Annotated in this window: 14 protein-coding genes; 4 read left to right on the forward strand and 10 right to left on the reverse strand. The window is 59.9% G+C overall.

Annotation, left to right across the window (positions count from 1 at the left end):
* Positions 1–36 precede the first annotated feature (36 nt).
* The 3 genes from Enr13x_RS30825 to Enr13x_RS30835 all read right to left on the reverse strand — a co-directional run bounded on the left by Enr13x_RS30825 (position 37) and on the right by Enr13x_RS30835 (position 5,954).
* Complete coding sequence (locus Enr13x_RS30825) at positions 37–2,094, reverse strand: DUF4340 domain-containing protein (RefSeq protein ID WP_145390779.1); 2,058 nt, start codon at positions 2,092–2,094, stop codon at positions 37–39.
* A gap of 86 nt (positions 2,095–2,180) precedes the next feature.
* Entirely contained in the window at positions 2,181–5,084 is a 2,904-nt protein-coding gene (locus Enr13x_RS30830) for a Gldg family protein (protein ID WP_145390780.1), read from the reverse strand.
* Positions 5,085–5,210: 126 nt separating this feature from the next.
* Positions 5,211–5,954, reverse strand: a complete 744-nt coding sequence (locus Enr13x_RS30835; protein WP_145390781.1) for an ABC transporter ATP-binding protein — start codon at positions 5,952–5,954, stop codon at positions 5,211–5,213.
* Positions 5,955–6,193: 239 nt separating this feature from the next.
* Between Enr13x_RS30835 and Enr13x_RS40055 the strand changes: the two genes are divergently transcribed.
* Positions 6,194–6,754, forward strand: a complete 561-nt coding sequence (locus Enr13x_RS40055; RefSeq protein WP_231743877.1) for a hypothetical protein — start codon at positions 6,194–6,196, stop codon at positions 6,752–6,754.
* Positions 6,755–6,979: 225 nt separating this feature from the next.
* On the opposite strand, the gene topA is transcribed toward Enr13x_RS40055, so the two are convergent.
* The gene (topA, locus tag Enr13x_RS30845) at positions 6,980–9,715 is read right to left on the reverse strand and encodes a type I DNA topoisomerase (RefSeq protein WP_145390783.1); all 2,736 of its coding nucleotides are present in this window, start codon (positions 9,713–9,715) and stop codon (positions 6,980–6,982) included.
* A gap of 253 nt (positions 9,716–9,968) precedes the next feature.
* Here topA and Enr13x_RS30850 point away from each other — a divergent pair, with 253 nt between their 5' ends.
* Complete coding sequence (locus Enr13x_RS30850) at positions 9,969–12,398, forward strand: hypothetical protein (protein WP_145390784.1); 2,430 nt, start codon at positions 9,969–9,971, stop codon at positions 12,396–12,398.
* A gap of 141 nt (positions 12,399–12,539) precedes the next feature.
* Here the strand turns inward: Enr13x_RS30850 and Enr13x_RS30855 are convergent, their stop codons facing one another.
* The 3 genes from Enr13x_RS30855 to Enr13x_RS30865 form a co-directional block, all read right to left on the reverse strand.
* On the reverse strand, positions 12,540–13,649 hold the full coding sequence (locus tag Enr13x_RS30855; RefSeq protein ID WP_145390785.1) for a tRNA-queuosine alpha-mannosyltransferase domain-containing protein: 1,110 nt from the start codon (positions 13,647–13,649) through the stop codon (positions 12,540–12,542).
* Positions 13,643–14,974, reverse strand: a complete 1,332-nt coding sequence (locus Enr13x_RS30860; RefSeq protein WP_145390786.1) for a nucleotide sugar dehydrogenase — start codon at positions 14,972–14,974, stop codon at positions 13,643–13,645. Before Enr13x_RS30860 ends, Enr13x_RS30855 begins: the two co-directional genes overlap by 7 nt.
* Positions 14,975–15,075: 101 nt before the next feature.
* Entirely contained in the window at positions 15,076–16,263 is a 1,188-nt protein-coding gene (locus Enr13x_RS30865) for an LptF/LptG family permease (protein WP_145390787.1), read from the reverse strand.
* Positions 16,264–16,735: 472 nt separating this feature from the next.
* On the opposite strand from Enr13x_RS30865, the gene Enr13x_RS30870 reads away from it, so the two are divergent.
* The gene (locus tag Enr13x_RS30870; RefSeq protein ID WP_231743878.1) at positions 16,736–19,831 is read left to right on the forward strand and encodes a secretin N-terminal domain-containing protein; all 3,096 of its coding nucleotides are present in this window, start codon (positions 16,736–16,738) and stop codon (positions 19,829–19,831) included.
* A 987-nt stretch (positions 19,832–20,818) separates the two neighbouring features.
* Complete coding sequence (locus Enr13x_RS30875; protein WP_145390788.1) at positions 20,819–23,599, forward strand: MMPL family transporter; 2,781 nt, start codon at positions 20,819–20,821, stop codon at positions 23,597–23,599.
* Positions 23,600–24,054: 455 nt separating this feature from the next.
* Here Enr13x_RS30875 and Enr13x_RS30885 read toward each other — a convergent pair whose 3' ends face one another.
* From Enr13x_RS30885 to Enr13x_RS30895, 3 genes are read right to left on the reverse strand one after another with little or no spacing between them, the layout of a single operon-like run.
* Positions 24,055–24,393, reverse strand: coding sequence for a hypothetical protein (locus Enr13x_RS30885; RefSeq protein ID WP_197455470.1), 339 nt, complete (start codon positions 24,391–24,393; stop codon positions 24,055–24,057).
* Positions 24,390–25,016: a thioredoxin family protein gene (locus Enr13x_RS30890; protein WP_145390791.1), complete on the reverse strand. Its 627-nt coding sequence runs from the start codon at positions 25,014–25,016 to the stop codon at positions 24,390–24,392. Before Enr13x_RS30890 ends, Enr13x_RS30885 begins: the two co-directional genes overlap by 4 nt.
* Entirely contained in the window at positions 25,013–26,374 is a 1,362-nt protein-coding gene (locus Enr13x_RS30895) for a sulfatase family protein (protein WP_145390792.1), read from the reverse strand. Before Enr13x_RS30895 ends, Enr13x_RS30890 begins: the two co-directional genes overlap by 4 nt.
* Between the last annotated feature and the right edge of the window lie 99 nt (positions 26,375–26,473).

The raw sequence follows: 26,473 nt of genomic DNA on the forward strand, positions 1-26,473 counted from the left end.
TAACGGCGTCTCACAAATCAAGCGGAATAGCGGCCACTAATTCCCTGGAAAACCGGGTATCTGCATGTTCTGCATTCCCGGCGGCATGGCGGCCCGATTGGGTGCGGCGTTGCCGGAGGTGTCGAACAGTTCTTCACGACTGATTCGCAGCTTGGAATAGGTCGCCTCGGGAATCACGTAGTACCAGTCGGCGAAACGCTCGTTGAGCGCCTGGCTGGTCAGCCGTGCCTGCTGGAGCTTCTCCTTGCGGTCTTCCAGCTTGCGTTCGTTTTCCTTGGTGATCTTCTCTTGCACCGCGGCCAACCGTTCCAGTTTTTCCTCTTCGGTCTCTTCGACTTCGGCTGAGGGTGCATCGCTGGCAGCCGGCTCTGGCATTTCAGCGGGCTCGGTTGTTTCAGCGGGCTTGCTGTCGCCCTCGTCGCTCGCCACTTCTTCGCCGCCTTCCTCAGACGCTTGCCCGTCGACTTCTTCCTGGGCTTCACCGACGGTGGTCGATTCGCCTTCGCCGCTGGCATCGGTCTCACCCGCCGCAGGCTCGACGTCGTCGCCAGAGTCAGCGGATTCGGTTGCTTCGGGCTCGGCCGGCTCCGTTTCCGTGCTCGCTTCTTCGCCGTCTTTCTCAGCGGGCGATTCCGCCGCAGCGTCTTCTTTCGGGGCGACTTCCGTTTCAACCACTTCCTTCGAATCGGCCGGTTCTTCGGTCGCTGGTTCTTCGGTCGCGGCTTGCGGTTCGGCTGCTTTCATTTCCGGCGTCGCCGGGGCAGGCTCTGCGGCCGGATTCAGTTCCGTGGGCAAGGTTTCGTCCGCCGGCGGCGCCGGCTTGTCGAGCGCGTCCAACTCTTCGAGCGTTTGGGGGATCGGCTTCAATTCAGGCACCGGGAATTTCGACTCATCGACGACGGTGCTGACCATCAAGTAGCGATTCACGCCGCCGGAGCCATCGCTGCCATCGGCCGATGAGGCGTCGTCCTCATCACCCTTGTCATCGTCGGCGATCCCGCTGATGTTGCCGAACCGCAAGATGTACTTGACGCCGTCCTTGGTCGTCGCCGTCAGCTCGCCGTTGGCGGACAGGATTTCGATTTCGCGATTGGGGCCCAGTGGAACCGGGATGAACCCTCGCCCGGCAAGCTGATTGGCGGCTTCTTGGTCGGCCGCAAAGTCTTTGTCGGCCTTCAGGTTGGCGCTGATGCCTTCGGGCTTGCGATTGACGTCGACGAACTTCAAGTCATCCAGTGCGTTGGCGAGGTCGTTTAACTTTTGCGAGTTCAGCTCTTTGCCTGGTTCAACCGGAACCAAGGTCGGCTCGGCCAACGGATTGGTCTTGTCGTATTCCTTCAGCGCCGTCAGCGTCCACGTGGTGTTGTCTTTGGCCAATTCGACGTCGTAATTCTTCGTCAACGAAACGCCTTGCAAACCCAACGAAGCGTTGTAGTCCTTCAGTTCGACGTTGTCGATGTCGATGCTGCTCAGCTGCAGCAGGTCTTCTTCGATCCACTCTTGGAATTCGGTCGACAGCGGGGTGTCGTCCAGCTTGACCACATAGACCGGGTCTTGCCCCGGCTTGCGAACGTAGACCTGGCCTTCCTGTCCCTTGACTTCGTTGCCGACGATCAGTGATGCGAGCACCTTTTGCGAACTGTCCTTGAACGTGACCAATCGCCCGACGCCTTCGTCACCCGGCTCCAGATCCTCGAGCTTTGGCTCCACCACTCCCATCCCGGGGTGATCTTCGGGGTTGTCGGTGGGCACGTCCAAGACGTCCAGACCGACCAGGGCATTGGCAGAATCGCGCATTTGCTCGATCGCGTCGGCCGGGTAGCCGCCCTTGGACGGGATCGTCCACAGACCGGACTCGGCGTCCTTGCGGACTTCGAAATTCTTGAGTTCACCTTGGGCTTCGTTGAAGGTGACAATCTTCAAACTGGCCGCGGTCAGCGGATCTTTGAACTCGGAGAACAGCGGAGTCCCGATCACGCTGCCGATATCCCCCCCGTCATCGTTGTTGGACGAAGGCCAGGAGACGATCGCAGCGATCAATGCCACCACGGCAGCGACGCCCCAGAAAATTCCGGTCTTTTGTGTTTCGTTCACCGTCAAATCTCTCGTAACGAACGTGTTGACGCTTTATGGAAAGGTGAGTGCGTGCGGCCGACAGAGACTGCGACGCTGGGATCAAATTATTTCAGCCGCGACTTGCTGATGTTTTCGCGTTCTCGCAATCGGCGCGAGGCAAACACGACGACGCCGACGATCAGCGGGGGGATGCAGGGCAACGCAACCGCATAGGCTTTGACCTTGTTTTGGATCGCCGTGACCTGCTGGTCGGACTCGCGTTGAATCTTGGCGATGTTCCGCTCGGCTTCGCGTTCGAACTTCTCGCGTTTGACCGCAAGCGCCCGCTGCAGCCGTTCGGACTTTGTCTGGTATTCGATCGATTTGGCATCGATCAGCGGCCTTGGGATGCTGCCGTCCTTGCTCTTCTTCTGCAACTCGGTGACTTCCTCTCGCAACTCCTTGAGCTGCTCATCACGGGCCTCTTCCGCCTCACGAATCGCTTCTTCGGATTGCCGTTGAAACTCCTTTCGTTTGGCGCGGACATCCATGCTGGCGGTTTCTTTCACCGCATCGATCATCTTCAAACTGGCGAAGATCGGTTCGTGTTTCCGAACGTCGATAAAGTCCGTCTCTCCGGTCAACCAATCGATCGTGTTGAGCAAGAACGTGACGTTTTGGAACTGGAATCGCAGATCGGTTGCTTGATTCGGGTCGGCACGAATCTGCAGGAACACGGGCAACATCAGATCGATGTCGGCCACATAAGCGACGCGGATCGGGTTTTCGTCCCCTCCGGATCCGCCCTCTGCCTCGGCCGACGGATCGGCGGCGGTCTGCTTGCCTTCGACCGTCATCGCCAACACCTGGTTAGGCGACGGACCTTCGATGGCACCAGACAATCCTTCCATCCCGGTCTGCATCAGCTGCACCAGTTTGGTGACCGGCAGCGTTCCGCTGGCCGTTCCGGTGGCCAGCAACGGCGTGTGCGTCAACGTCGCACCGTCGGCCGGCTGGACCGTTCCGGCGTAGAGTGCCAACACCTGGCGCAGCCCATCGGTGATCGGACTAGCGGCGCTGAGAGCCTGGCCGGGCTCGACACCGGGGGCGTTTTCATCGATGAACGACCAGAACGGATCGACGTTCATGTCCAGGTTCGGATAGGGATTAAAATCCTGCCAAACGATGTCGCTGTTGTAATACTGGACGCCGGGCGAGCCGGTGCTTTTCAGTTCCAAGATGTCCCACAGCTCGCGAATGTCACCCTTGGGTTGCTGCCCGCCGCCGCCCATGCCGAACATGCCACCGGGTTGCTGCTTGGGCTCTCCCGTGGCCGTGATGTCTTGACGGGCAAAGGGCAGCGGGTCTTCGAAGACCGCCGTGGGCACGCCCGCCTTGATCGCCTCCAGCAGCCGTTCGAACTGCGGCGGTGCGAGCGAGGACGGCTGGACCACGAACAAGGCATCGTAGACGCCGGGACCGATCGGAGCTTCCAAGCTGACCTCTTCCACCTCGTATTGCTTGCTCAGCTCATCGACCAAGGGGTGCTTTTCGATCGGTCGCATTTGCATGCCGGCCATCGACATGCCGCCCATCAACTGGGCATCGGTGCGGACGATGCCGACACGTTTGCGTTCGCCGCGTGCGACGGTGTTGATCGACCGGACCAATTCATACTCGACCGGAATGCCGTACTCAAAAATCGGCACCACGACCTTCTCCAGGCCGGCCCGGAACGCGGCCCCCATGATGATTCGTTTTTGCTGATACGAACCCTGTTCGCGAACCATTCGCGTGACCGGTTCGATCCCGAAACGATCGGCTGCCTCGGCCGCTTCGTCGCTGAACAAATCGATTTCATCAAACAGATTGACTTCGATCGTTCGTCCGCTGGCGGCGGCTTCGCTTTGAAACTCTTTCAACAAGTTGACCAACTCGTAGCGGGTCCGGGCGTACATCTCGGGAATGTCTTTGCTGATGTACGCGTCGATCTTGATCGGCCGATCGGACTCCAGGTTTTGGATCAATTTGGTCGTCGCCGGGGCCAGCGAACTGACTTGGCCTTCGGTCATGTCATGGCGAACGATGTCGCGGTTGCGGAACAAGACGACGGCGCTGGCGGTGACCACCACCAGGGCGATGATCCGGCCCAGATAGTGATACGCCATGGTGTTGCCGTCTTTGCCGCCGGTCCAGTGACGACGGCCGATCAGCACCATGCACATGTAGAGCGCGACCACGGTGACCAGGACAAAGTAAATCGTCGAGGACGTGCTGATCACGCCGCGGCCGAAATCGTCGAACGGCCGGGCGATCCCGCTTTCTTTGATCAGTTCGGCAAAGTTGATCCCGAACACCGCTTCGCCGCTGCCGACCACCGAATCGGCCAGCGAAGCGAATGCCAACGGTGCGTTGAACAACGCCCCCAAGATGAATCCGACGGTCAGGTTGCCGGTCAAGAACGACGCGACCATCCCAATCGCGATCATCGTGACCCCGACGAACCAGTACCCGATGTACGTGGTGAAGATCAGCCCCGTGTCCAGTCCGCCGTCGGTCAGAATCGTCAATGTGACAAAGGTGCTCAACTGCGAGAACAACAGCGAGGCGGTGAAAATCGCCGCGGCGGCCATGTACTTTCCGATCACGATGTCGAAATCGTCCGCCGGCAGCGTCAGCAACAACTCATCCGTCCCGGCGCGCCGCTCTTCGGCCCAGATGCTCATCGTGATCGCCGGAATGAACACCAGCATGATCAGCGGGTACCAGTAATTCAGCTGGTCCAGCGTCGCCAGGTTTTGGTTAAAGAACTCGTAAGGCCAAAACGCGGCGACCGACGTCAGGAAGACGAAGATGCACAGAAACACGTAGCCGGTCGGGTTACTGAAGTAGCCGACGAAGTTGCGTTTCATGACCGCAAAGGCGGCGCGTTTGGTTCCGGCGACCAAGCCGAAAACGGCCAACACGATGCACAGAAAAATGGCATCCATGACGACCAGGTTCAACAACGCGGCGATGTTGGGGTTCATAGCGAATCGGGCAGAGAAGGTGTGGGGTGGGATACAGTGGGATAGGCTTCCAGCCTGTCATTCATTCGTGGGATAGGCTTCCAGCCTGTCGTTGATGACACGCTGGAAGCCTATCCCACAGTTCTATCACGCGTCGAACTGCGTCAACTGATGGAACGCTTGGTCCAAATCGTCGTTGCCGTGTTCACGCAATCCTTGGACGTCGCCGTCATAGACCAGACGTCCTTCGTTGATCATCACGACACGGTTGGCCATCGCTTCGACCTCTTGCAAAATGTGAGTCGACAGCAGAATCGTTTTGGTCTCGGCCAGCTTCCGCATCGTCTTGCGGACGCCACGAATTTGGTTGGGGTCCAAACCCGCGGTCGGCTCGTCCAAAATCAACACGTCCGGATCGTGCAACAACGCTTGGCTCATCCCGACCCGTTGCTTGAAACCCTTGGAAAGCTTGCTGATGGGTTTGTACATCACCGACGACAGGTCACAGATCTCGACAACCGCTTCGACACGGTCTCGCTTCTTCGCCCCGACCAGTCCGCGGGCCTCGGCGAAGAAATCGAGCATCCCCGAAGGCGTCATTTCCATGTACAGCGGACCACTCTCGGGCAGATAACCCAGGTGACGACTGCCCTCGATGCGGTCATCCATCATGTTGTGCCCGGCGATCCGCGCTTCACCTTCGCTCGGTGCGATGTAGCCGGTCAGCATCTTCATCGTGGTGCTCTTTCCGGCACCGTTGGGACCGAGAAACGCAACCAGTTCGCCCTGCAACACCGAAAAGTTAACCTCGCGGGCTGCCGCGAACGGACCATAGAACTTGCTCAGTCCGTCCGCTTCGATCATCGGACGCCGCTGTTCCGTCGTTGTCATGTTCGTCTGTGGGGGTAGGGGTCGGGATAGACGTCAAGCGTCAGGTACGCCTCAAGCCGAGGCGTGGTTCAGAGACGTCGCCGAGAAATTTCGGCAGACGCGCGGAAGAGACGGACACGGCCGACACCGCGAACCGCTATGCCGAACGCGTTGTCGCCGAGACAGCCTCACGGCGGGGCAGGGGAGGGCAGGGCGAGTGAGGAATCCTGCGGCGACACAGGCGGTGAGAGGGCCGGGACTTGCCCACCCTCGACATCCTGACGCTCAAATTCTTGGCGCTCGACTTTCTGGCCGTCTCAGACCAGCTGCCCGAGACAGGAAGGACCGATCGGCTTGATGCCTTAGGACTTCAGGCCTTCGCGCTCGATGATCACATCCGCACCGGGCGTCAATCGCTTCAGTTTTCGGACCACTTCCGACTTTTCCATCGTCCCGGCTTTGGCTCGGGCCAGCAATTTGGCGACTTTTTTACGTCGCGTTCGAAGGCGTTTGATCTCGCGGACTCGTTCGATGCCACTTGGCATAGGGAACTCCAAAAAGTGAGTGGGGGTAAAAAATGTTCGAATGTTTTCGGTGGGGCCGCGAAGTTTAGTCAGTTTTCGGCCCGCCGAGTAGTGCGTTTCGATGTGGGACAGGCTTTCAGCCTGTCGGGAGGCAGCGGATTCGACAGGCTTCGTCCTCGTTGCCAGGCTCTGGCTGGCAACGCGAGGACGGTGTGGCTCGGCCACACGCGGTTCCCGTCCAGAGGCGGAGCCGTGAATGATTTTTTAGCGGCAGGGCGCGAGCGGGCTGTCGATTGAGTCGGGATCTGCTGAGTCAATGGTGAGCCGCTGGCCGTAAGGCCTCGGGCAGCGTCGCAGTGCCCGGCCGCTGACGCGCCCGCGGCTCACAAAAACGACAACCCGCTGGCGCCCTGCCGCTAAAACCTCTTAAAACACAGAAAACAAATCGCTCGCGGGCCAGGCGGAGCCTGGGAACAAGTGGAGCAGCGGATTTGACAGGCTGGAAGCCTATCCCACTTTCAGCTAGGCCTTTTTCTTGACACCCTTCTTCTTGGTGGCCTTTTTCTTCGTCGCTTTCTTCTTGGCCGACTTCTTTTTCGTCGCCTTCTTCTTTTTGGCGGCCTTTTTCTTCTTCTTTTTCTTCGATCCGCCCTTGGCGGCCCGTTCAGCCAGCAGGTCGATCGCCGACTCGAACGTCAGCTCTTTCGGATCGGCGCCCTTGGGCAAGGAGGCGTTCGTGTCGCCGTCGGTCACGTACGGACCGTAGCGCCCGTCGAGCACCTTGACTTCGGCCTCGGTCACCGGCGACTTGTTCTCAAACACCTTGATCGGTTCCTTCGGCGCCGCGCGGCCACGCCGCTTGGGCTCGCGCAGCAACTTGATCGCCTCCTCAAGCGTGACCTCCAGCGGGGAGACTCCGTCGGGCAGCGAGCGGGTTTCCTTTTCGCATTTGACGTAGGGCCCATAGCGACCGTCAAAGGCCTGGATGGGCTGGTCGTTGTCGGGGAAATTCCCCAGCGTTCGCGGCAGCTCGAGCAGTTTGCACGCCATCTCCAGCGTCAAATCTTCAATCGCCATGCCCTTAAGCAGCGATTGGTTTTTCTTTTCTTCGTCGTCGGGTGCGCCGAGCTGAACATAGGGCCCGAAGCGGCCGATTTTGACGTAGATCGGCTTCCCGGTCTCCGGGTGGTTCCCCAAGGGCTCCTCTTCGACCTGCCCGGCATCGAGCAATTCGATCGCCTTGGTCAAATCCAATTCGTCCGGCGGCAGGCCTTCGGGAATCGGCGCCTTGCGCTCGCCCTGTTCCAAGAACGGTCCGTACTTGCCGACCCGCACGAACACTTCTTCGCGGTGCTCACCCTCGGTCGGCGTCCCGATCAAAAACCGCGCGGTCACGCGGGGATCGATCTCTTCAAGCTTCTTTTCCAGCCGCGGTTTGAGCGCCACGTTGTGGTCGGCTGCCAATTGCTTGATCGCATCGCTGGCGGGACCGTCGTCGCCGAAATAGAACCGTCGCAGGTATTCTTCCGATCCACCTTCGTTGCGGCTGATCGAGTCCAAAAAGTCCTCCATGTCGGCGGTGAACTGGTAATCGACCAGCGTCCCGAAGTGCTCTTCCATCAACCGCGTGACGCTGAAGGCACGCCAACTGGGGACCAGTGCGTTGCCTTTCTTGCCGATGTAATTTCGGCGTTCGTCGGTGATCGTGCCGATGATCGATGCGAACGTGCTGGGGCGCCCGATCCCTTTTTCTTCCAGCGTCCGGGTCAACGAGGCTTCGGTGAATCGCGCCGGCGGCTGGGTCGTGTGGCTCTTGGGATCCATCGACTGGGGAACCAACGGATCGCTTTCGGCGACGTTGGGCAGGATCCGCTCTTTGTCGGCCAATTCCGCTTCCGGGTTGTCGCTGCCTTCGACATAGGCTCGCAGAAAACCTTCGAACAGAATGCTGGTCCCGGTCGCGGTGAAGGTCGCTCCGCCGCCTTCGATCAGCACGCTGATTCGCTGCTTGCGGGCGTCGGCCATCTGGCAGGCGACGGTCCGCTTCCAGATCAGGTCGTAAAGCCGAAATTGATCCGAATCCAGCTGGCCCCGCAGCGATTCCGGGGTCGGAAAGCTGGTACCGGCCGGGCGAATCGCTTCGTGAGCCTCTTGGGCGTTTTTAACCTTGCCCTTGTACACTCGCACACTCGGATGCAAGTACTTTTCGCCGTACACGGATTGGACCAGCGAACGGGCCGCCGAGATCGCTTCTTTGGACAGCGTCGTGCTGTCGGTCCGCATGTAGGTGATGTAACCGTTTTCGTACAGTTTTTGGGCGGCACCCATCGCGCGTTTGGCACCAAATCCCAGCTTGCGGTTGGCTTCCTGTTGCAGGGTGCTGGTGGTAAAGGGTGCTCGGGGCCGTTCGGAAAACGGTTTGACCTCGACCTTGGAAACGGCGAACTCGGTGGTCCGCAAGGTTTCGGCCAGCTGGTTGGTTTCCTGCTCGCTGAGCAACAGCAAATCGGCCTTGGTCGGTTTGCCGGTTTCGGAATCAAAATCCTTCCCCGTCGGCACTTTTTTGTCGTTGTACCGGGTCAGGGTCGCGGGCAACGATTCCTTGCTGCCGGTTTGGAACACCGCGTCGATGTCCCAATAAGTCGCTTTGACGAACGCGATTCGCTCCCGTTCCCGCTGGACGATCAATCGCACCGCGACGCTTTGCACCCGTCCGGCCGAGGTCCCGCTGCCGACTTTTCGCCACAGCAATTGCGACATGTCGTAGCCGTACAGGCGATCGAGAATCCGTCGCGTCTCCTGAGCCCGGACCAAGCCCTGGTCGATCTCCCGGGTGTGCTGGAGCGCGTCGGTGATCGCTTCTTTGGTGATTTCGTGGAAAACCAGCCGGTGCACGGGCACTTTCGGCTTCAACAATTCGTGAAGGTGCCAGCTGATCGCCTCACCCTCGCGGTCTTCATCGGTCGCCAGATACAGGTTGTCCGCTTCCTTGAGTGCCGCCTTCAATTTGCTGACGTGTTTTTTTTTCTCCGTCGGCACGATATAGAGTGGTTCGAACCCCTCGTCGACGTTCACGCCCAGGTAGGCCCAGGGCTGATCCTTGTACTTATCGGGAACATCTTTCTTGCCCTCGGGCAGATCTCGGACGTGCCCGATGCTGGCTTCGACTTGATAAGCCGCGCCTAAAAACTTCGAGATCGTGCGTGCTTTTGCGGGTGATTCGACGATCACCAGGCTCTTGCCGTTGCTCTTTGCCATCAAAAAAAGCTGTTCTTCTCGGGGTCGGTAGATCGGGTTCGCTCGGTTTAGTGGTAGCGGTGAAGGCAGGATCTCGTCAATCCGCTAAGCTCAAGAAGCTGCCGCCGCGATCCGTCTGGATAACCGACAAGCCGCCGGCTAGCAACGCGAATTAGCGTGATTCCGGCTTGACCCTTGAAAAGACGCGGCGATACGCTTTCCGCTTCCCATTTCTGCACCCCCTTTCCTTTTCTCCACTCCGAAAGCCCCCACTATGAGTCCTCTGGAGCTGTTCCGACGCAATCAAAAGGTCACCATGACCTTCCTGATTCTGCTGGCCATGTTCGCCTTTGTGGTCCTGCCGACAGTTTCCGAGTACATGCGGCGGACCGGACCCGGCATGACCGATCCGGTCCTGGCCGAGTTCAACGGCGTGTCGCTGACGGCCAGCCGCGTCAACGGATTCACCCAGAAACATTACGCCACGGTGCAGTACCTACGCAGATTGGCCGAAGAAACGATCCGCCGCGGTGGCACCCCCAAAGTCCCCGGATTCACCTTCGATCAACAATCCAACCAGGTCCAGTCGGTCGGAATCAACGGCTCGCCCAGCGACGACATGTCGATCCGGACCCTGCAATTTGCCGCCGAGGCACAGAAACAAGGGTTCGAACTGGATGACACCTCGCTGGACATCTGGATGGAACAGTTCACCGACGGCAAGCTCAGCCAGCGCGAGATGTTCGCGCTGCTGCGCCGCGAAACGAACAACCAAATGGGCCAGTACCAGCTGTACGACATGCTGCGAAAACAGCTCCTGTCGGCCCTCTATTTCCGCGGCGCCAGCGCGACCGTCGCCCGCGGCCAGTTCCCCCTGCAATCGCCGCTGGATCACTGGAACAACTTCCTGAAACTGAACCAAAAAGCGACCATCAATGCCTACGGCGTGCTGGTCGATGACTACGTCGCCGAAACCGACGCCAACCCCTCCGAATCCGAAGTGGTCGCCGTCTACGAAGCCGGAAAAGACCGCTACGACGACGACCAATCCCCCGAACCGGGCTTCCGCCGACGCGAAACGGCAACCTTCGAATACGTGCTCGGCGAACTGCAAGCGTTCCGCGACGCCGAAGTCGCCAAATTGTCCGAAGACGACATCAAAGCCGAATACGAACGACGCAAGGCCGGCGGGGCGTTCCAGTTGCCAGCAGATGTCGTGATCATGCCGGAAACGACCGAACCGGAAAGCACCGACGCGGAAACGACAAAACCGGAAATGGCCGAACCGGCCGAGACGACGCCGCCGGCGGAGACCGGTGACGCTGAAAAAACCGACGACAGCGACGCACCAGCCGAGCCCGCCGCCGCGGACGAATCGGAGGAGATGAAGGAAGCAGCCGCCACCGAACCGCCGGCCGAAAACACCCCGGCTGGCGATGACAGCGACTCGGCCGCAGACACTCAAGCCGCCCAGCAGGAACAGGTCGAAGCGTTCTCCAAGGAACTCGAACAAGCCGGCGATCTGGACGACGCTACCCTCGACGCCACCCCCGACAGCGACGACCAGTCGGCCATCGACTCGCGACGCAACGGCGTTCGCCTGGTCGTGACGCAAAGCGACGCGGCCACCGAAACCGCCGAACCCCAGCAAGACGCGGAAACGGCCGAAACCGAAACCACCACCGAGCCCGAGACCACGGCAGAACCAGAAACCGCGTCGGAAGAGAAGGAAGACCCCCAACCGGAACCGCGTTACCGGCCCTTCGAAGAAGTGCGCGACCAGATCGCACAAACCATGGTCGATGGCCCGGCCCGCGAAGCCCGTGATCAGGCGATCGCCAAAGCCCGCAACGTGATGCGAAAGTACTCACGGGCTCGCGCGATCTACGGTGACGGGACCGACGCGACCACGCCGCCGCCGGAACGCCCGAACCTGAAAGCCCTCGCCGACGAACTCGGACTCAGCTATCGCAAGATCGGCCCCTTCGACCCGGTCTCGCTGGCCGACGAACCGATCGCCAACTCCGTCGAAGAGAGCACCGCCCTGACCCAACGCGGCGTCCCCTTTGCCGCGATGATGTTCGGCGTCGAAGGCCAGGTGATCAAACAGGAACCCTTCACGCCGGCCACCTCGGTCGATCTGGAATCCCAGCGGACCTACCTGAGCTGGAAAACGGAAGAAAAAGAAGCGTACACCCCCGAGCTGGATGAAGTCCGCGACGAAGTCGTCGCCGCGATTCGTTTCGCCCAAGCCCGTGAGTTGGCCAAACAGGCCGCCGAAGCGATGGCCGAAACCGCCAACGGCGGCGGGTCGCTGGAGGAGCTCGTCCCCGAAGATCGCCAGGAAAACTACTTCAAAGACCTGGGACCGTTTTCGTGGCTAAACATGGTCGGCTTCGGCAGCTTCACGATCGGCAACATCCCCGAGCTGGACTCGATCGATGAAGACTTCATGAAAACCGTTTTTAATGCCGACGGAGCCAAACACGTCGTCGCGCCCAACGGCCCCAAACGCGTTTACTACGTCGTCAAACGCACCAGCTTGCAACCGGCGACCTCGGATTTGCGAGCGATCTTTTCCCAGCAATCCGAACGCATCATGGCGATGTTCATGTCCGATGGAACCGCCGCCAAGGTGCAGCAAGGGTTCTTCAACGCCATCGACGAAGAAACGGGTTTCGAACAGTACCAGTTGCCGCAGTGACCCGTTAACGGCATCGCGGTGAAAGACCGGAGGGCTCGCGCCCTGCCGCTAACAGATGGCTCACCGCGTGGCCCCTTCGGTCGGTCGATTGCCCTCTTTTCGTCTCAGGCTCGTCAGTCCCGCACTGACGAGCCTGGAAACCTATCCCGCGGCAACAACCGCCTCCAGCGCCGTATCGATCACACTCACGACCCGATCGATTCGGTAATCGGCAATCCCACGGCGACAACGCTCGCTCAGCCTCTGTCGGTCGGCCGGCGTTTGCAACCCCTTGATGATCTCGGCGGCCTGTTCGATCGACGTGTACCGCAGCGACTCGGGGACATATTCGACATAACTCAACCCGTCGGGCGTGACCGGAATCGCCCCGGCCCAGATCGCTTCACACACCGCGATGCCGAAGAACTCGTGCCCGGCGGTCGAGACGACCACGTCGATCTGTCGGAGCTGGTCCTCGTACTGCTGGCGCGACTCGGCGTAACCGTCAAACCGAATCGATGCCCCATGCCGGGCACGGATGTCATCGAGCACTTCGCTCCGGCGGCCCCGCTGGCCGAGCAGAATCAACTCGAATCGCACCGCTTGGTCGGACAGACGATCGAGCAAAGCCAAGAACCGATCGGGTCGCTTGTCGTGCTCGAATCGCCCCACCCATCCCAGTCGAATCGGTGCATCATCGCGTCCCGCGGCGTCTCGGGTTTTCGGCGGCCGGAACCCCGGAGCGATCACCCGGCTCACTTGTTCGATCCCGTCCAGATCGATCGCCTGCCGGGCATCGGGCATGCGGCTGACGAAGTCGCGTGACAGGTCAAAAAACGTCCGTCGGTTGAACTCGGAATTGAACCAACAGGCGTCCGAGGCGGCGGCGGTCAACAGATTCGTGTAACCGAAATGATGGTCCGCCCGGGCATCGGGTGCCGCCGGATAGGCCCACTGGTTCTCGTGAAAGTAGGTCACCACCGGCACGTCGCCAAGCCAGCTGAACCTGTCATCGCGTGACGCCAACCCCAACCAGGTCGGCAGATCCAACATGTCGCTGGCCAGCACCACATCGGGCACGCCGCGTGCCGGAACCAAATCGGCAACCAACCGACTGAGCTGGACCGGCGCCGACCGCATCCGCCATTTCCAATGACGCGCCGGCAAGGTGGCCAGTGACCAACGATGTCGGCTGGCGGCGATCACTCCATCCAGAAAGGCCTGATGGCTGCCGCCGTAGTAGGGCTCAATCGCCAACACATGCCTTAGCACTTACGAATCCGTTCGCGGTGCGACGTGACCGCCGCGGTCGCGTTGCGCGTGTCGACGACCAACGCGCTGTGCCGGACGATTTGATTGTAATCGAATGCCGTGTGGTCGGTCGCGATCAATACCGCATCTTGCGACGCCAAAAATTCCGGGGTCAGCGTTTGGCTGTGCATTTCTGGCAGCTCGTAGTGCCGCATCGAAGGCAGGTGGGGCACGTGGGGATCGCTGTACGTCAGCTCGGCACCTTGTGCGAGCAACAACTCCATCAGCTCAAACGACGGACTCTCGCGCGGATCATCGACGTCCTTTTTGTAGGCGACGCCCAACAGACAGATCTTGCTGCCGTTGACGGGTTTGCGAAACTCATTCAAGAACTCCGAAGTCCGCGAGACGACATACGCGGGCATCGAGCGATTGACTTCACCGGCCAACTCGATGAACCGCGCATTGCAGCCCTGCTTGCGTGCCAACCAGGAAAGGTAAAACGGGTCGATCGGAATGCAGTGGCCGCCCAGCCCGGGGCCGGGATAAAACGCCTGAAACCCGAACGGCTTGGTCTTGGCCGCGTTGACGACTTCCCAAACGTCGATGCCCATTTCATCAAACAGCACTTTCAACTCGTTGACCAACGCGATGTTGACGGCGCGATAAATGTTCTCCAGCACCTTGGCCGCTTCGGCGACTTCGCAATTGGAAACCGGCACCACGCCGGCCACGGCCGATTCGTAGAGCGCCGCGGCACAGGCCTGGCTGTCTTCGTTGATCGCGCCGACGACCTTGGGAATCCCGGCGGCGGAAAAATCGGGGTTGCCCGGGTCTTCGCGTTCCGGGCTGTAGGCGACGAAGAAATCGCTCCCCGCCGAGAGCCCGCTCTGCTGCAGAATCGGTACCATCACGTCCCGCGTCGTCGTCGGATAGGTGGTGCTTTCCAGCACGACCAGCTGTCCCGCACGCAGCGTCTTGGCAATCGCCTGGCAGGTGCCGACGACGTATTTCAAATCTGGATCGCGGGCGTCGTCCAAGGGCGTCGGGACACAGATCAACAACACATCGGGCTCGGACAGACGCCCCATGTCGTCGGTCGCGTCGAACAGCCCCTTTTCCAGCCAAGCGGCGATTTTGGAATCGTCGATGTGCTTGATGTAACTTTTGCCGGCCAGCAAACTCGCCACCTTGCTCGGATCGACGTCAAATCCGACGCACTTGAAACCGGACTGACTGAACGCGTCAATCAACGGCAATCCGACGTACCCGAGCCCGATCACCCCGACGGTGCAAGTGCGGTCGGCGATGGCACGGAGAAGCGACTGACAAGAATCGGAGGACATCGAATGACCTGCAGAACAAAGCAATGGATCGGGACAAGGTGTGGAGCGACGCAGTTTAATCCTGCCGAAAAATCCCACCACCGCCCGCCGCGACAGCTTTCTCAGTAGCGCCGCACCCGATTCACTAAAATCACCCCGATCGCGCCAAGCGCAACGTTGCCCAGCCAGACCCCGTAGGGAGGGATGGCGCTGTCCTTGGCCTGATTCAATCCCAGGATAAATAGCGGATAGTACAGCAGCAGGGTCGGCAGAAAACAGCGTCCAAACGTGGTCCAGTAGTCGCTGGTCCGAGCCAGCATCGCCAGCGGGGCGCCGATAAAGACGAAAAAGAAACAGCTGAATCCTTCGGCCCAGCGACGCCACGGTTCGATCCGCAGCCGCGTCAATCGCCGTTTACTCGCTTCCAACTGCGCCAGCTTCTGTTGTCCGGCCGCCCCGGCGATCGCCTCGGTCCGGCTGGTGAGAATCGAGAATCCCGTGTGCGCCGCCAACTCTCCGATGGCCGCGTGCGATCGCGCATCTTGGCTCAGCCGTTCGACCTGGATCAGACTCAACGGCAACTCGCTGGGACGCGTTTCCGCTTGCGACGGCGTCCGCAGGGTGCGAGACAACGGGATCGGCACCTCCGTTTTGCCCGGCACGATCCCCTGCACCGAACCGCCTCGGTCCCATCGGCTGTCGGTCAGCTCCAACAGCAGCGTTTCGTTCTCCACATCCAAGGTCAGGCGACCCTCACGGGCCTGCAACTTCATCGGCGCCCCGCCGCTGTGGACGGTCACCGTCGGGTACTCCAATCGCTGACCCTTCACGTCGTGGACGTGAATCGAAAACCCATCATCGGTGTACGAAAGCTGACTGCGCATCTTCCGATAGACGATATCCTCGATCGACAGCATCACGACGCGATTGACGCCCGGACGCCCCCAGGACACCGCCAAATCGCTCATGTAGACCGCGATCGGACTGAGCAAAAACGCAAACACAAAGGCCGGTTGCAGGATTTTCAGCGGCGAAATCCCCGACGCCTTCACCGTCGCCACTTCGCCATCGCCGGCCATCCGTCCATAAACACACGAAACAGCGAACAATGCCGTCGCCGGAAACGCAAATTGAAGCGCAATCGGCAGCACAAAGGGCAGCAATTGGACGATCGCAAACGGCCCCAACCCCTCGCGCAGCAGCGTTCGCCCGACGCCGATCAACAAGATCAACAGCGTCAGAGCGATCAAGGCAACGACGAAAATCTTCATGATTTCCGCCAAGATGTAACGAGTTAGCCGAGTGGGCATAAAGTGGATTCATTCACGTTCGGCGAGACACCCTATGACAGACCAAGCGTTTGGATCCCGCACCAACCGCCACACCAACGAAACACGTGATCAGGCCGCCATGCAGGCATGCGGCCCCACCAGACGCGGGCTCCCGGGCCTTCCCTCACCCGACGTTGACGCGCCGGGCAAGCAACCGATCGCCCCGTGTCTTCACTGCGGAATCGGTTCGTAGCAAAAACACGCCAAACGGGGGTAGCCCGGTTTTTTCATGAAAAATGAGAGAAGCCAACCACTTCACGAGACAATTTGTCTATCTTCGATCGTCTTTCTTCTGCTGCGTCAGCTTCTCAGTTCCGGGGCGTGAACCCTGATTCTTAGCGTTGACCCAGGAAGATCACCACCCTTTTGTTTGTGCGCGTGGGCTCGCCCGGTCATACTACTGGGTGCCCCCTGCCTCCTCCTTCCCTGCTCTCACTCTCGGTTGTTCGCGGTGCCCCAACGACGAATCCACAGACCGACCCTGACGTTTCTGATCCTGCTGATGATCGCCATCGGTTCGACACCCCTTCGCGGTCAGGCCCCCACCATGACCGTCGTCGGACCGGACGGGAAGCCGCGCACCATGCCGGTCGCGGGCAACCCGTTTGGAGGCCCGACGCCGGGCAATCCCAACGCGAAGCCCGGGGAAAAGCCGGAACCGGGAAAATCCGATGCGAAGCCGGGTGACGGTGACAAAAAAGCCGAGCCGCCGCCGGAGCCCAAGATCATTCGCCGCGGCGACCAGAAATCTGGTGAGGCGGACCCGGAAGAGTTGAAAGCAACCGTGGGTCCCGACGGCAAGGTCGCGTTTCAGTTCCGCAATCAGCCCTGGGTCGAACTCGTTCAATGGCTGGCCGAGATTGCCGATCAACCGCTGGATTGGCAAGAGTTACCGGCCGATCGCGTGAACCTGCGATCCCCGGGACGCTACACCGTCGCAGAAACCAAAGACCTGTTCAACCGTCATTTGCTGGCCCGCGGCTACACCCTGCTGGAAATGCCCGGCGGGATCACCGTCGCGAAAACCGAAGGCATCAACGCGGCGATGGTGCCCCGAGTGGACCTCGACGAGTTGGACGAAATGATGCCGCACACCTTCGTCCGCGCCTCGCTCGAACTCGGCTGGCTGTCAAGTGAAAAGATGGCCGAAGAACTTAAACCGATGATCAGCAGCAACGGCCGGCTGACCGCGTTGACGACGACCAACCGGATCGAGGCGATGGACGCGGCGATCAACCTTCGCCAAGTCGTCGAATTGCTGGAACAGGAACGAAACCAATCCAGCCGCGAAGCGCTCGCACCGGAGTTTCGCTTGCGCTACATTCCGGCCGAGACGGCCAAGACCATGCTGGAAGAGTTCCTGGGCGTGGAGAAAAAATCCAATGCCCCGATGACGCCGCAACAGATGGCCATGATGCAGCAGATGGCGCGGCAGAACGGGGGAAAACCGGCGCCGCCAGCAAAAAAACCCGAGATCTCCATCGTCGCCAACACGCGACAAAATTCCGTCTTCATTCGGGCCCCGGTGGATCGAATCGCGATTGCGGGCGAGTTCATCAATCGAATCGACGTCCCCAGCCAAGGACTCGCCTCGCTGTCGGACATCGAGTCGCGTCTTCAAGTCTTTCGCTTGACTTCGATCGACCCCGAAAAGCTGATCGAGATCATCGGCGAAATGAATGTCCTGGAACCCACCACTCAGATCCGAGCCGATGACACCAACAAAGCCCTGATCGTGTCGGGTTCGGCCGCGGACCGCTACATCATCGACCGGCTGATCGAGCGGCTCGATGGCAGCGGACGACAATTCGAAGTGCTCCAGCTACGCCGGCTCGAGGCCAGCGAAGTCGCCGAGTCGATCGCGTTCCTGATGGGCCAAGACAAAGACGATGAGAAAAATTCCAACTCGCGACGCTCCTACTACTACGGCTACAGCTACGGCAACCAAGAAAAAGACAAGGATGAAGACAAGTTTCGAGTCGCCGCCAACTCACGGTTTCGGCAAGTCTTGTTGTGGGCCAACGAATCGGAGATGGAACAGGTTCGCAATCTGCTGATCAAGCTCGGGGAACTGCCGCCGCCGGGCGGCAGCCCACGCACCGTCCGCCGCATCGATGCCACCTCCGGGCCGGAAACCTACGACTACCTGATGCGTCTGAAACAACAATGGAGCCAGCTATCCGACGCGCCCTTGGAACTGCCCGACGCGACCGAATTCGTCGACCCCGTCGCCCGCGATGAAGACGACGACGCCGAAGAAAACGCCGAAGAAAACGCGGAGCAAGGCGACTCGAAACCGGACATCGACATGGGGTTGGAAACCAGACTCGAAACGCCCGACAAACGCGCCGATCCCTCCCCGACGGTCGCGGTCGCCGCGGCCGAAGCATCGCCGCCGGGCAACGGTGAGCAATTGACGGCAACCCAGGCGGAAACCAAGCAAACCTCCGAGCAGGCGACGTCAGCCAACGAATCGGGCGGCAACACGACGATTCGATCCTCTCAAGACTTCGATCGCTTGTTCGGAAACCGCGACGAACCGAAAGCCTCGACCGAGAACCAACGCACGACGGCTGCAAACGATTCCTCGTCCGATCCGTCCCCCATCCAAATCCAGCTGGACGAAGACGGCAATCTGTTGCTGCTCGGCGCCAACACCAAAGCGCTCGACCAACTGGAAAATCTGATGCTCCAGGTCGCGCCCCCGAAACGGCCCTACCACGTCTTCAAAATCAAACACCAGACCGCCGGATACATCCAGTTGAACCTGGAGGAGTACTTTGAAGATAAAGAGGAGAAAGACGACTCGGATGGTTTCTACCGCTACTTTTTTTATGACTTCGACGATTCGTCCGACGACGGGCCCAAGGGTTTGGAAAAGAGCAACGAACTGCGATTCGTCTACGACCCCGACACCAACACCATCGTCGTCAGCGGTGCGACCTCGTCACAGCTTCGCACGATCAGCGAACTGATCGAATTATGGGACGTCGCCGAACCGGTCAACAAACGCCGCATGCGTTACACCAAACTGGTGAACATCGAATTCGGCAGCGCCGAGACGATCGCCGAAACGGTCAAAGAAGCCTACCGCGATCTGCTCAGCAGCAACGACAAGACGTTCGCCAAGGCGGGACGCGGCGGCGGTGGCGGAGGTGGAGCACCGGGAGGCGATGAAAAATCGTCTGGACGTGAAAAACAAGGCAGCGGCCTGGTCGACGGCGACAACGGCCGCGACGGCGGCGACGTCGATTTTTCGTTCAAAGGCAAACTGTCCATGGGGGTCGACACCGTCGGCAACACACTGCTGGTCAGCGCCGAAGGCGAACCGCTGCTGGATCTGGTGATCGAAATGATTCACAAATTGGACCTGGCCGCAAAACCCGCCGGCGATATGCAAATCATCTCTCTCTCGGGTAACACCAGCGAAAAATCGATCCAGAACGTCCTGAAAGCCTTCGGCGGCAAGGGGGCTACCGAATCCAGCCGGCCCCAAGCACCGGACCGCCCCGGCCCCCCGCCGGTCAACGACCGCGAACCTCGCTAGTCAACGCTGTGAAGCATTTTTTAGCGGTAGGGCGCGAGCCCAATGCCACTAAGTCGAGAAGCGACTTACCCCAAAATGGCTCCCCTCTCCCCCGAACAAGCCTCTTGGTCGATTCGGATTGATCATGCGCGACAAGTGATTTTAGTAAGCGAAAACGTTGCGACGAGTAGAGGCTTGTTTGGGGGAGAGGGGCAGGGGGTGAGGGGGAATCCGCATGACGAAACGACGATGCAATCACAAGGCCACCGAGTTTGCTTGTGACCAGCGCGACCGATCGAATGAATTTAAAAAATCGGTTGAGCTGATGGCGCGCAATCATGGTTGCACCGGAGGAAAGTTTCGAAGTGCGTATCCGATGGGCGCTACACCGTTGATTTCTGCTGAGTCTATTTGATGCAGTTCGCATTCCAGCGTACGACATACCGCCAGATCCAAATACCGCCAGATCCAACCGGGTTTCGAGAACGCATCGTTGCCGTCATCCAGCAACGGCGCACAGAATAAATCCCCCTCACCCCCAGCCCCTCTCCCCCAATTCCTGACTCGCTTAGGCTCGTCAGGAATCGTGGGAGAGGGGAGCCATGGTGTTTGATTTTCGCTTCTCGATTTAGTGGCATTGGGCTCGCGGGCTACCGCTAACAAACAACACCTCAATTAATTTGAAAGTAGGTGGCATTGCGGCAACGCCCCAAGAGTCCGTGCCACGGGGACGCGAGTTGGCCAACGCCATCGACAACGTCGACTTGTTCTTGGCGTAAGGCGTCGTGGAAATTGAGCGGCGAAAAGGGGGTGGGCACAGGCACACCCCCCCAGCGATGGCCACTGCATTGGAAACAGGCCCCCGCATTGGAAACAGGCCCCCGCATCACAAGTTGCGCCCATTGGTGTACGCTTGTCGGACGACGTTTATGCCGCGATGTATAAAATGCCCGGCTGTCGACATCCCCATGATGTCTGCCGCACGACGCTCACCGCCCACAAGCCACGATGCTCGCTGATTTCACCGCACGACTTGCGAGACTCGTCACCCAGCGATGGCGGCCCGTGCTGGTCTTTTGGGTCGCCGCAACGATCGTTCTGTTCGCGATCGCGCCGAAATGGAAGGACATCGCCTATGACGGTGATTTCGAGTACTTACCCGACCGCATGACCACGGTCGCCGCCGCGCGGGTGCTCGACGAAGCCTTTCCCGGCGATCGGGCGCGGAGCCAAATCGTGATCGTGCTCGGCCGCCAAGAAACATCGCTCGACAAAGACGATTTGATGGTCGGCGATGATCTGCTCCGCCGCTTGCATCACCGGTTCGGCGAGGTGTGTTGGCAACGCGCGATCGCGCGAGGCTATTCCGGTGGCCCGATCGACCAGGCTCCCGAACTCGCACAGCCGTGGCTCCAACGCGCCCTCGAATCGCTCGATCATTGTATCGCCGTCGACCAGCGATTCTACGAACGGTTCGCCGACTCGGTCCCGGATCTGGCCCCGACCCTGACCGAACCGCGAATGGCAATCGCGTACTTTGATCGCGCCAAATTGCTTGAACAGATCGGTGGCGACGAGCGGCAGTCCGGAGACGATTATCGCGACGCGCTCCTCTTGGTTCCCGACATCGAGACACTTGCCGAGCCGATCGCCGAACGAGACCTGACTCCCTGGGCCTCGATGCTGGACCTGCTCTCCTGGGACGATGCCGTGCTGGGGTCCTTGTTGACCAAACCGTCGGCGCGGTTGGCCGTCATGCAACTGAGCAGCGAACTGGCGGCGACCGAGAACATCAACACCGTCGAATCGGTGGGCAAAATCCTTGATCAGGTTCGCCGCTACAGCCTGGCTCTGGCCCCGCATCCGGAGAACGCTACGGAGCGTTTGCAGGTGGAGATGACCGGCTCGGCAGCGATCGGCGGCGAGACCTTGATCGCCGCCCGCGATGCGATTCGTTACACCGAATCGATCACCGTGATCATGATTCTATTGATCTTGATTCTGGTCTATCGGGCACCGTTATTGGTCGCCGTCCCGATGGTCTCGATCGGTGTCGCGGTGATCGTTTCGACGTCGATGGTGGCCACACTGACGGATTGGTCGATCCGCGGCGTGCTCCCCTGGCTGGACATGCGCGTGTTCACGACCAGTCGTATCTTCATCGTGGTGATCTTGTTCGGCGCCGGAACGGATTACTGCCTGTTCCTGATCTCGCGGTTGCGTGAAGAAGCCGCGTTGGCGCCTTGGCCCGTGGCTTGCCACAAGGCCTTGAGGGGCGTCACCTCGGCGCTGCTCGGCAGCGCGCTGACAACCGTCTTCGGACTCGGAACGCTCTGGTTCGCCCAGTTCGGCAAGTACCATTACACCGGCCCGATCATCGCGATCTGCTTGCTGGTCGGCTTGGTCGTTTGTTTGACGCTTGCACCGGCACTGCTGCGGGCGCTCGGCCCGAACGTGTTCTGGCCCAACCTGGTGACCCCCGAAACGGAAAGCACGCGATCGCTGCTCTCGGTCCCCGTCAGCCCCGACGCGAAATCGACACGACGTTCGAGCGGTTTGTGGGAGTGGATCGCGATCACCCTGACCCGGCGCCCGCTGACCGCCTTTCTGCTGGGCATCATCTGCCTGGCTGCGCCGGGTTGGTACGGATGGGTCAACGAAGATTCCGTGACCTACAACCTGAGCAGCCAGTTGGACACCGACGCCCCGAGTCGACGTGGCTATCGATTGCTGTCGGATCATTTCAAGATCGGGGAGATCAATCCGGTGACGGTCTTGATGGTTCGCGGCGAAGACGAACCACGAGAAACCCTCAAACTGCAACTCAAAAGCCTTTCCGATCTGCTTTATCAGCAACCGGGCGTCGTCGCCGTGCGAACGCCGAACGATCCGCTCGGCGATTTCCCCCCGGACCGAGACATGGGGCTGCTGAGCGGGGACGCGTGGCGAAGACGTGCGCTCCAACAGCACCGCGTCGCGCAGAATTACTTCTTTTCAAACATCACGCAATACCAAGACCGCTTGGCACGCCTGGACCTGATCATCGAAGGCGATCCGTTTGCACTTGCGACGCAACGGTTGGTCGCACAAATCGGTGACACCCTGAACGAACTCGCCCGCGACCCGGATTCCGACTGGACCGGATCGAGCGTTTACTTGGCCGGCACAACCCCTTCGATTATCGACCTGCGAAGCGTCACGATCGCCGACAACCAGCGGATCAAGATCGCGGTCGTGCTGGCCGTTTTCCTGATTCTCGTCGCCGTTATCCGCCGCCTGGGACTGTGCCTTTACCTGATCTTTACCGTCCTGCTCAGCTACTACGCGACGCTCGGGTTGACCGTGCTGTTCTTCCAAGGCGTTTATGGCGATCAATACGTCGGCCTGGATTGGAAACTTCCACTGTTTCTGTTCGTGATCTTGGTCGCGGTCGGACAGGACTACAACGTCTACCTGGTCACGCGTATCGTCGAAGAACAACGCAAGAGTGGCTGGTTGTCAGCACTCCGCCACGCCGTTTCAAAAACCGGCGGAATCATCACGGCCTGCGGAATGGTGATGGCGGCAACGTTTTTCAGCATGACCGCCTCCGCCTGGATGCCCGGTTTGCTGCACCTGCTAGGGATCGAATCCGATGCCTCGATCGGACTCCGCGGCATCATCGAACTCGGTTTTGCACTCGGACTGGGCGTTCTGATCGACACGTTCTATGTCCGCACCATTCTGGTCCCCAGTTTTGTCGCCCTGATCGGACGCTGGAAATCGAAACAGCGACGGGTGGTGAAGTAGGCAGTAGGCAGTTGGCAGTTGGCAGTTGGCAGTTGGCAGTTGGCAGTTGGCAGTAGGCAGTAGGCAGTAGGCAGTTGGCAGTTGGCAGTTGGCAGTTGGCAGTTGGCAGTTGGCAGTTGGGGGCAAAACAATGTCCTGTTCTCGATCAAACACCACCCCATCATTCTGCCACCCCATCATTCTGCCACCCCATCATTCTGCCACCATCATTCTGCCACCCCATCGTTTTGCCCCCATCGTTTTGCCCCCATCGTCTTGCCCCCATCGTCTTGCCCCCATCGTCTTGCCCCCATCGTCTTGCCCCCATCGTCTTGCCCCCATCGTCTTGCCCCCATCGTCTTGCCCCCATCGTCTTGCCCCCATCGTTTTGCCCCCAAGTAACCTGCCCCAACGCCCATGATCAACGGACCGACCGCGTCTGCATGCCCCTCTCAAAACGCCGGATCAGGTCACATTCATTGATCACCGCCGGACGATTCGCGCCGCAATAAGCCGCACAAGACGTCCCAGATCAACCATTCCACCACGAGCATGGCCAACGGCAGCGCAAACAACCCGAACTGCATCACCCCTTTTCGATCCGCCCACGCCGGGTCGGCGTCGACCAAGGCGCCGAACAGGACCAGGGTGGCCGTGCCGTTGACGAGCAGCAACAACGTGGTGAAAAACGCGAAACACAGGGCGCCGCCCAGCCCCCCCAACACGGCCCAAACACCGCTGCGTGGTCGCGACGCAGGTTGGAACCCGGTGCGTCGACGATGCGTTTGAGCGTCTGGCCCGTGATGCGTGTTCACCGCGTCCGCCGTCGCCGCTCGATCCGAATGCGGCAACCGATCGGAATCGTCTCGGTGACCTCGACCTCCCGACCGGCCAGGGTGGCTTCGATGGCATCGATGACGTAGGTCTTCGTCACCTTGTCGCCGGCGGGACTGTCATCCATCGCGCCCATGTAGACCACCTTGCGCTGCTCGTCCAAGACATAAAACTCGGGCGTGTACTTCGCCCCATAGTCTTTGGCAATCTGCTGCGACTCGTCCCACAGGTACGCAAACTTGAATCCTTTCTCCTTGGCGCGCTGCTTCATCGCCGCCATCCGATCTTCTTCGACCTTGTTGACATTGATCGCGACCACGGCGACCGACTTACCCGCGTAACGGTCGACCAACGCATTCAAGCGGTCTTCGGCATCGACCGCATAGGGACAAGAATTACAGGTAAACGCGACGACGACGACCTTTTTCTCCGCAAGCTGCTGGAGCGCATGCACGCCGTCGTCGGTCCCCGGCAACTCACTCCACGCCGGAGCGGCGTCGCCGATGTCCAGAACCGTGTTGTACTTGCCGGCCGACGCAGTGCTCGTCGCCAAACACAGGAACATCACGAAGGTCGCTGAAAACCAATGCTTGGATCGGATCATGGGGAGGGCGTGGTGATGGTTTGGGCTCGTTTGACGGGATACCAATTGTTGATCTTTTCCGCCAAGCGGGCAACAACGTCGGGGTGCTCTTTGGCCAGGTTGTTGTTCTCGGCGGGGTCGGCGATCAGATCGAATAGCTGCGGCCCTTTCTCGGTTCTGGGGTGAGTCGATTGGTAGCGATTGACCTCCCCGTCATAGGTCAGCAGCAGTTTCCACTTGCCCTCGATGCACCAGCGGTAGAGCAATGTAGCTTCGGGGTCTTCGATGTCCGCGATATCGTGCGCGAACCCTTCGCCGAACAGGGTGTCGCGGGGGATCGCGTCGCCGCTGGTCAGCTGGGGCAACAGGTTCAATCCGGGACGATCATCGGGCAGGGGAGCACCGGCGGCGGCCAACATCGTCGGATAGATGTCGATGCTGCTGACCAGTTCCGGTCGTGTGCCGGCCTTGATCTTGCCCGGCATCCAATAAAAGATCGGTGTTCTCACTCCGCCTTCATAGGGCGTTTGCTTGCTCCGCGGTGCATACCCGTTCTTGTCCGGATTCTGAATCCAACCGTTGTCGGTCAGGTAAACGATCATCGTGTTGTCGTCGAGTCCACGTTTTTCAAGCGACTCCATCAACTGGCCACAGGTCTCGTCAAACCACTCACACATCGCGTAGTACTTGGCAATCGTGATCGGTCGTCCGTCGCGGTATTTGTCCAACAACCGCTGGGGAGGCGTGTGGGGAGTGTGCGGCATGAAGGGGGCGTACCACAGATAGAACGGTTTGTCCTCCGCGACGGCCAGATCCAGAAACTCGTTGATCGGCTCGATGCCGCTGCGTCCGATTTTCAAGCCGTCATCACCGTGACGCCCGCCGGGCTGCGGAAATCCGCGTGTCATTCCGTGAGTGAAACCGGCGTTCTGATAACTGCCCTCCCATAACTTCCCGCTTTGGTGACTCAGGTAGCCGAGTTTGCCGAGCGCTTCGGGGACGGTTTCAAATCGATCCAGATACGAGATCAATTGAGCGCGCCGCTGGTTGAACAGCTCCGAATCGCGCGGTGCGTACTTGGGGGACGGATCGTTGCCGGTCACTCCGTGCGTGGACGCGTAGTGTCCCGTCAACAACGTCGCCAGCGAGGGTCGACACAGTCCGGTCGGTACATAACCGCGAGGGAACACCGCCGATTCGGATGCCAGCTTGTCCAAGTTCGGCGTCTGGATGTCCGGATGGCCCATGAACCCGTAGTCCGTCCACGCCATGTCGTCGCTGAGCAGCAAGACAATGTTGGGCGGAGCGGCGGAGCTGAAGGGAACAAACAGTGCGCTGAACAAAACGACCGAGAGGAAAAGCCGAAGTCGGTGAGCCATGGTGTGTCGGAAAGCAGGTAGTGGGAGTGGGCAGGGATCGAGGACAAGGTTGTTATTGTAACTCGTATGCCGCGGCGGCGCAAATCGGCCGGAACCAGA

Origin of the sequence: Stieleria neptunia (genome assembly GCF_007754155.1) — a bacterium.
Classification (GTDB): domain Bacteria; phylum Planctomycetota; class Planctomycetia; order Pirellulales; family Pirellulaceae; genus Stieleria; species Stieleria neptunia.

Excerpts from the sequence above, each read along its gene's own strand:
- Enr13x_RS30830 (WP_145390780.1), bottom strand. The coding sequence starts at position 5,084 with ATGAACCCCAACATCGCCGCGTTGTTGAACCTGGTCGTCATGGATGCC.
- Enr13x_RS30835 (WP_145390781.1), bottom strand. The coding sequence starts at position 5,954 with ATGACAACGACGGAACAGCGGCGTCCGATGATCGAAGCGGACGGACTG.
- topA (WP_145390783.1), bottom strand. The coding sequence starts at position 9,715 with ATGGCAAAGAGCAACGGCAAGAGCCTGGTGATCGTCGAATCACCCGCA.
- Enr13x_RS30850 (WP_145390784.1), top strand. The coding sequence starts at position 9,969 with ATGAGTCCTCTGGAGCTGTTCCGACGCAATCAAAAGGTCACCATGACC.
- Enr13x_RS30860 (WP_145390786.1), bottom strand. The coding sequence starts at position 14,974 with ATGTCCTCCGATTCTTGTCAGTCGCTTCTCCGTGCCATCGCCGACCGC.
- Enr13x_RS30865 (WP_145390787.1), bottom strand. The coding sequence starts at position 16,263 with ATGCCCACTCGGCTAACTCGTTACATCTTGGCGGAAATCATGAAGATT.
- Enr13x_RS30875 (WP_145390788.1), top strand. The coding sequence starts at position 20,819 with ATGCTCGCTGATTTCACCGCACGACTTGCGAGACTCGTCACCCAGCGA.
- Enr13x_RS30890 (WP_145390791.1), bottom strand. The coding sequence starts at position 25,016 with ATGATCCGATCCAAGCATTGGTTTTCAGCGACCTTCGTGATGTTCCTG.
- Enr13x_RS30895 (WP_145390792.1), bottom strand. The coding sequence starts at position 26,374 with ATGGCTCACCGACTTCGGCTTTTCCTCTCGGTCGTTTTGTTCAGCGCA.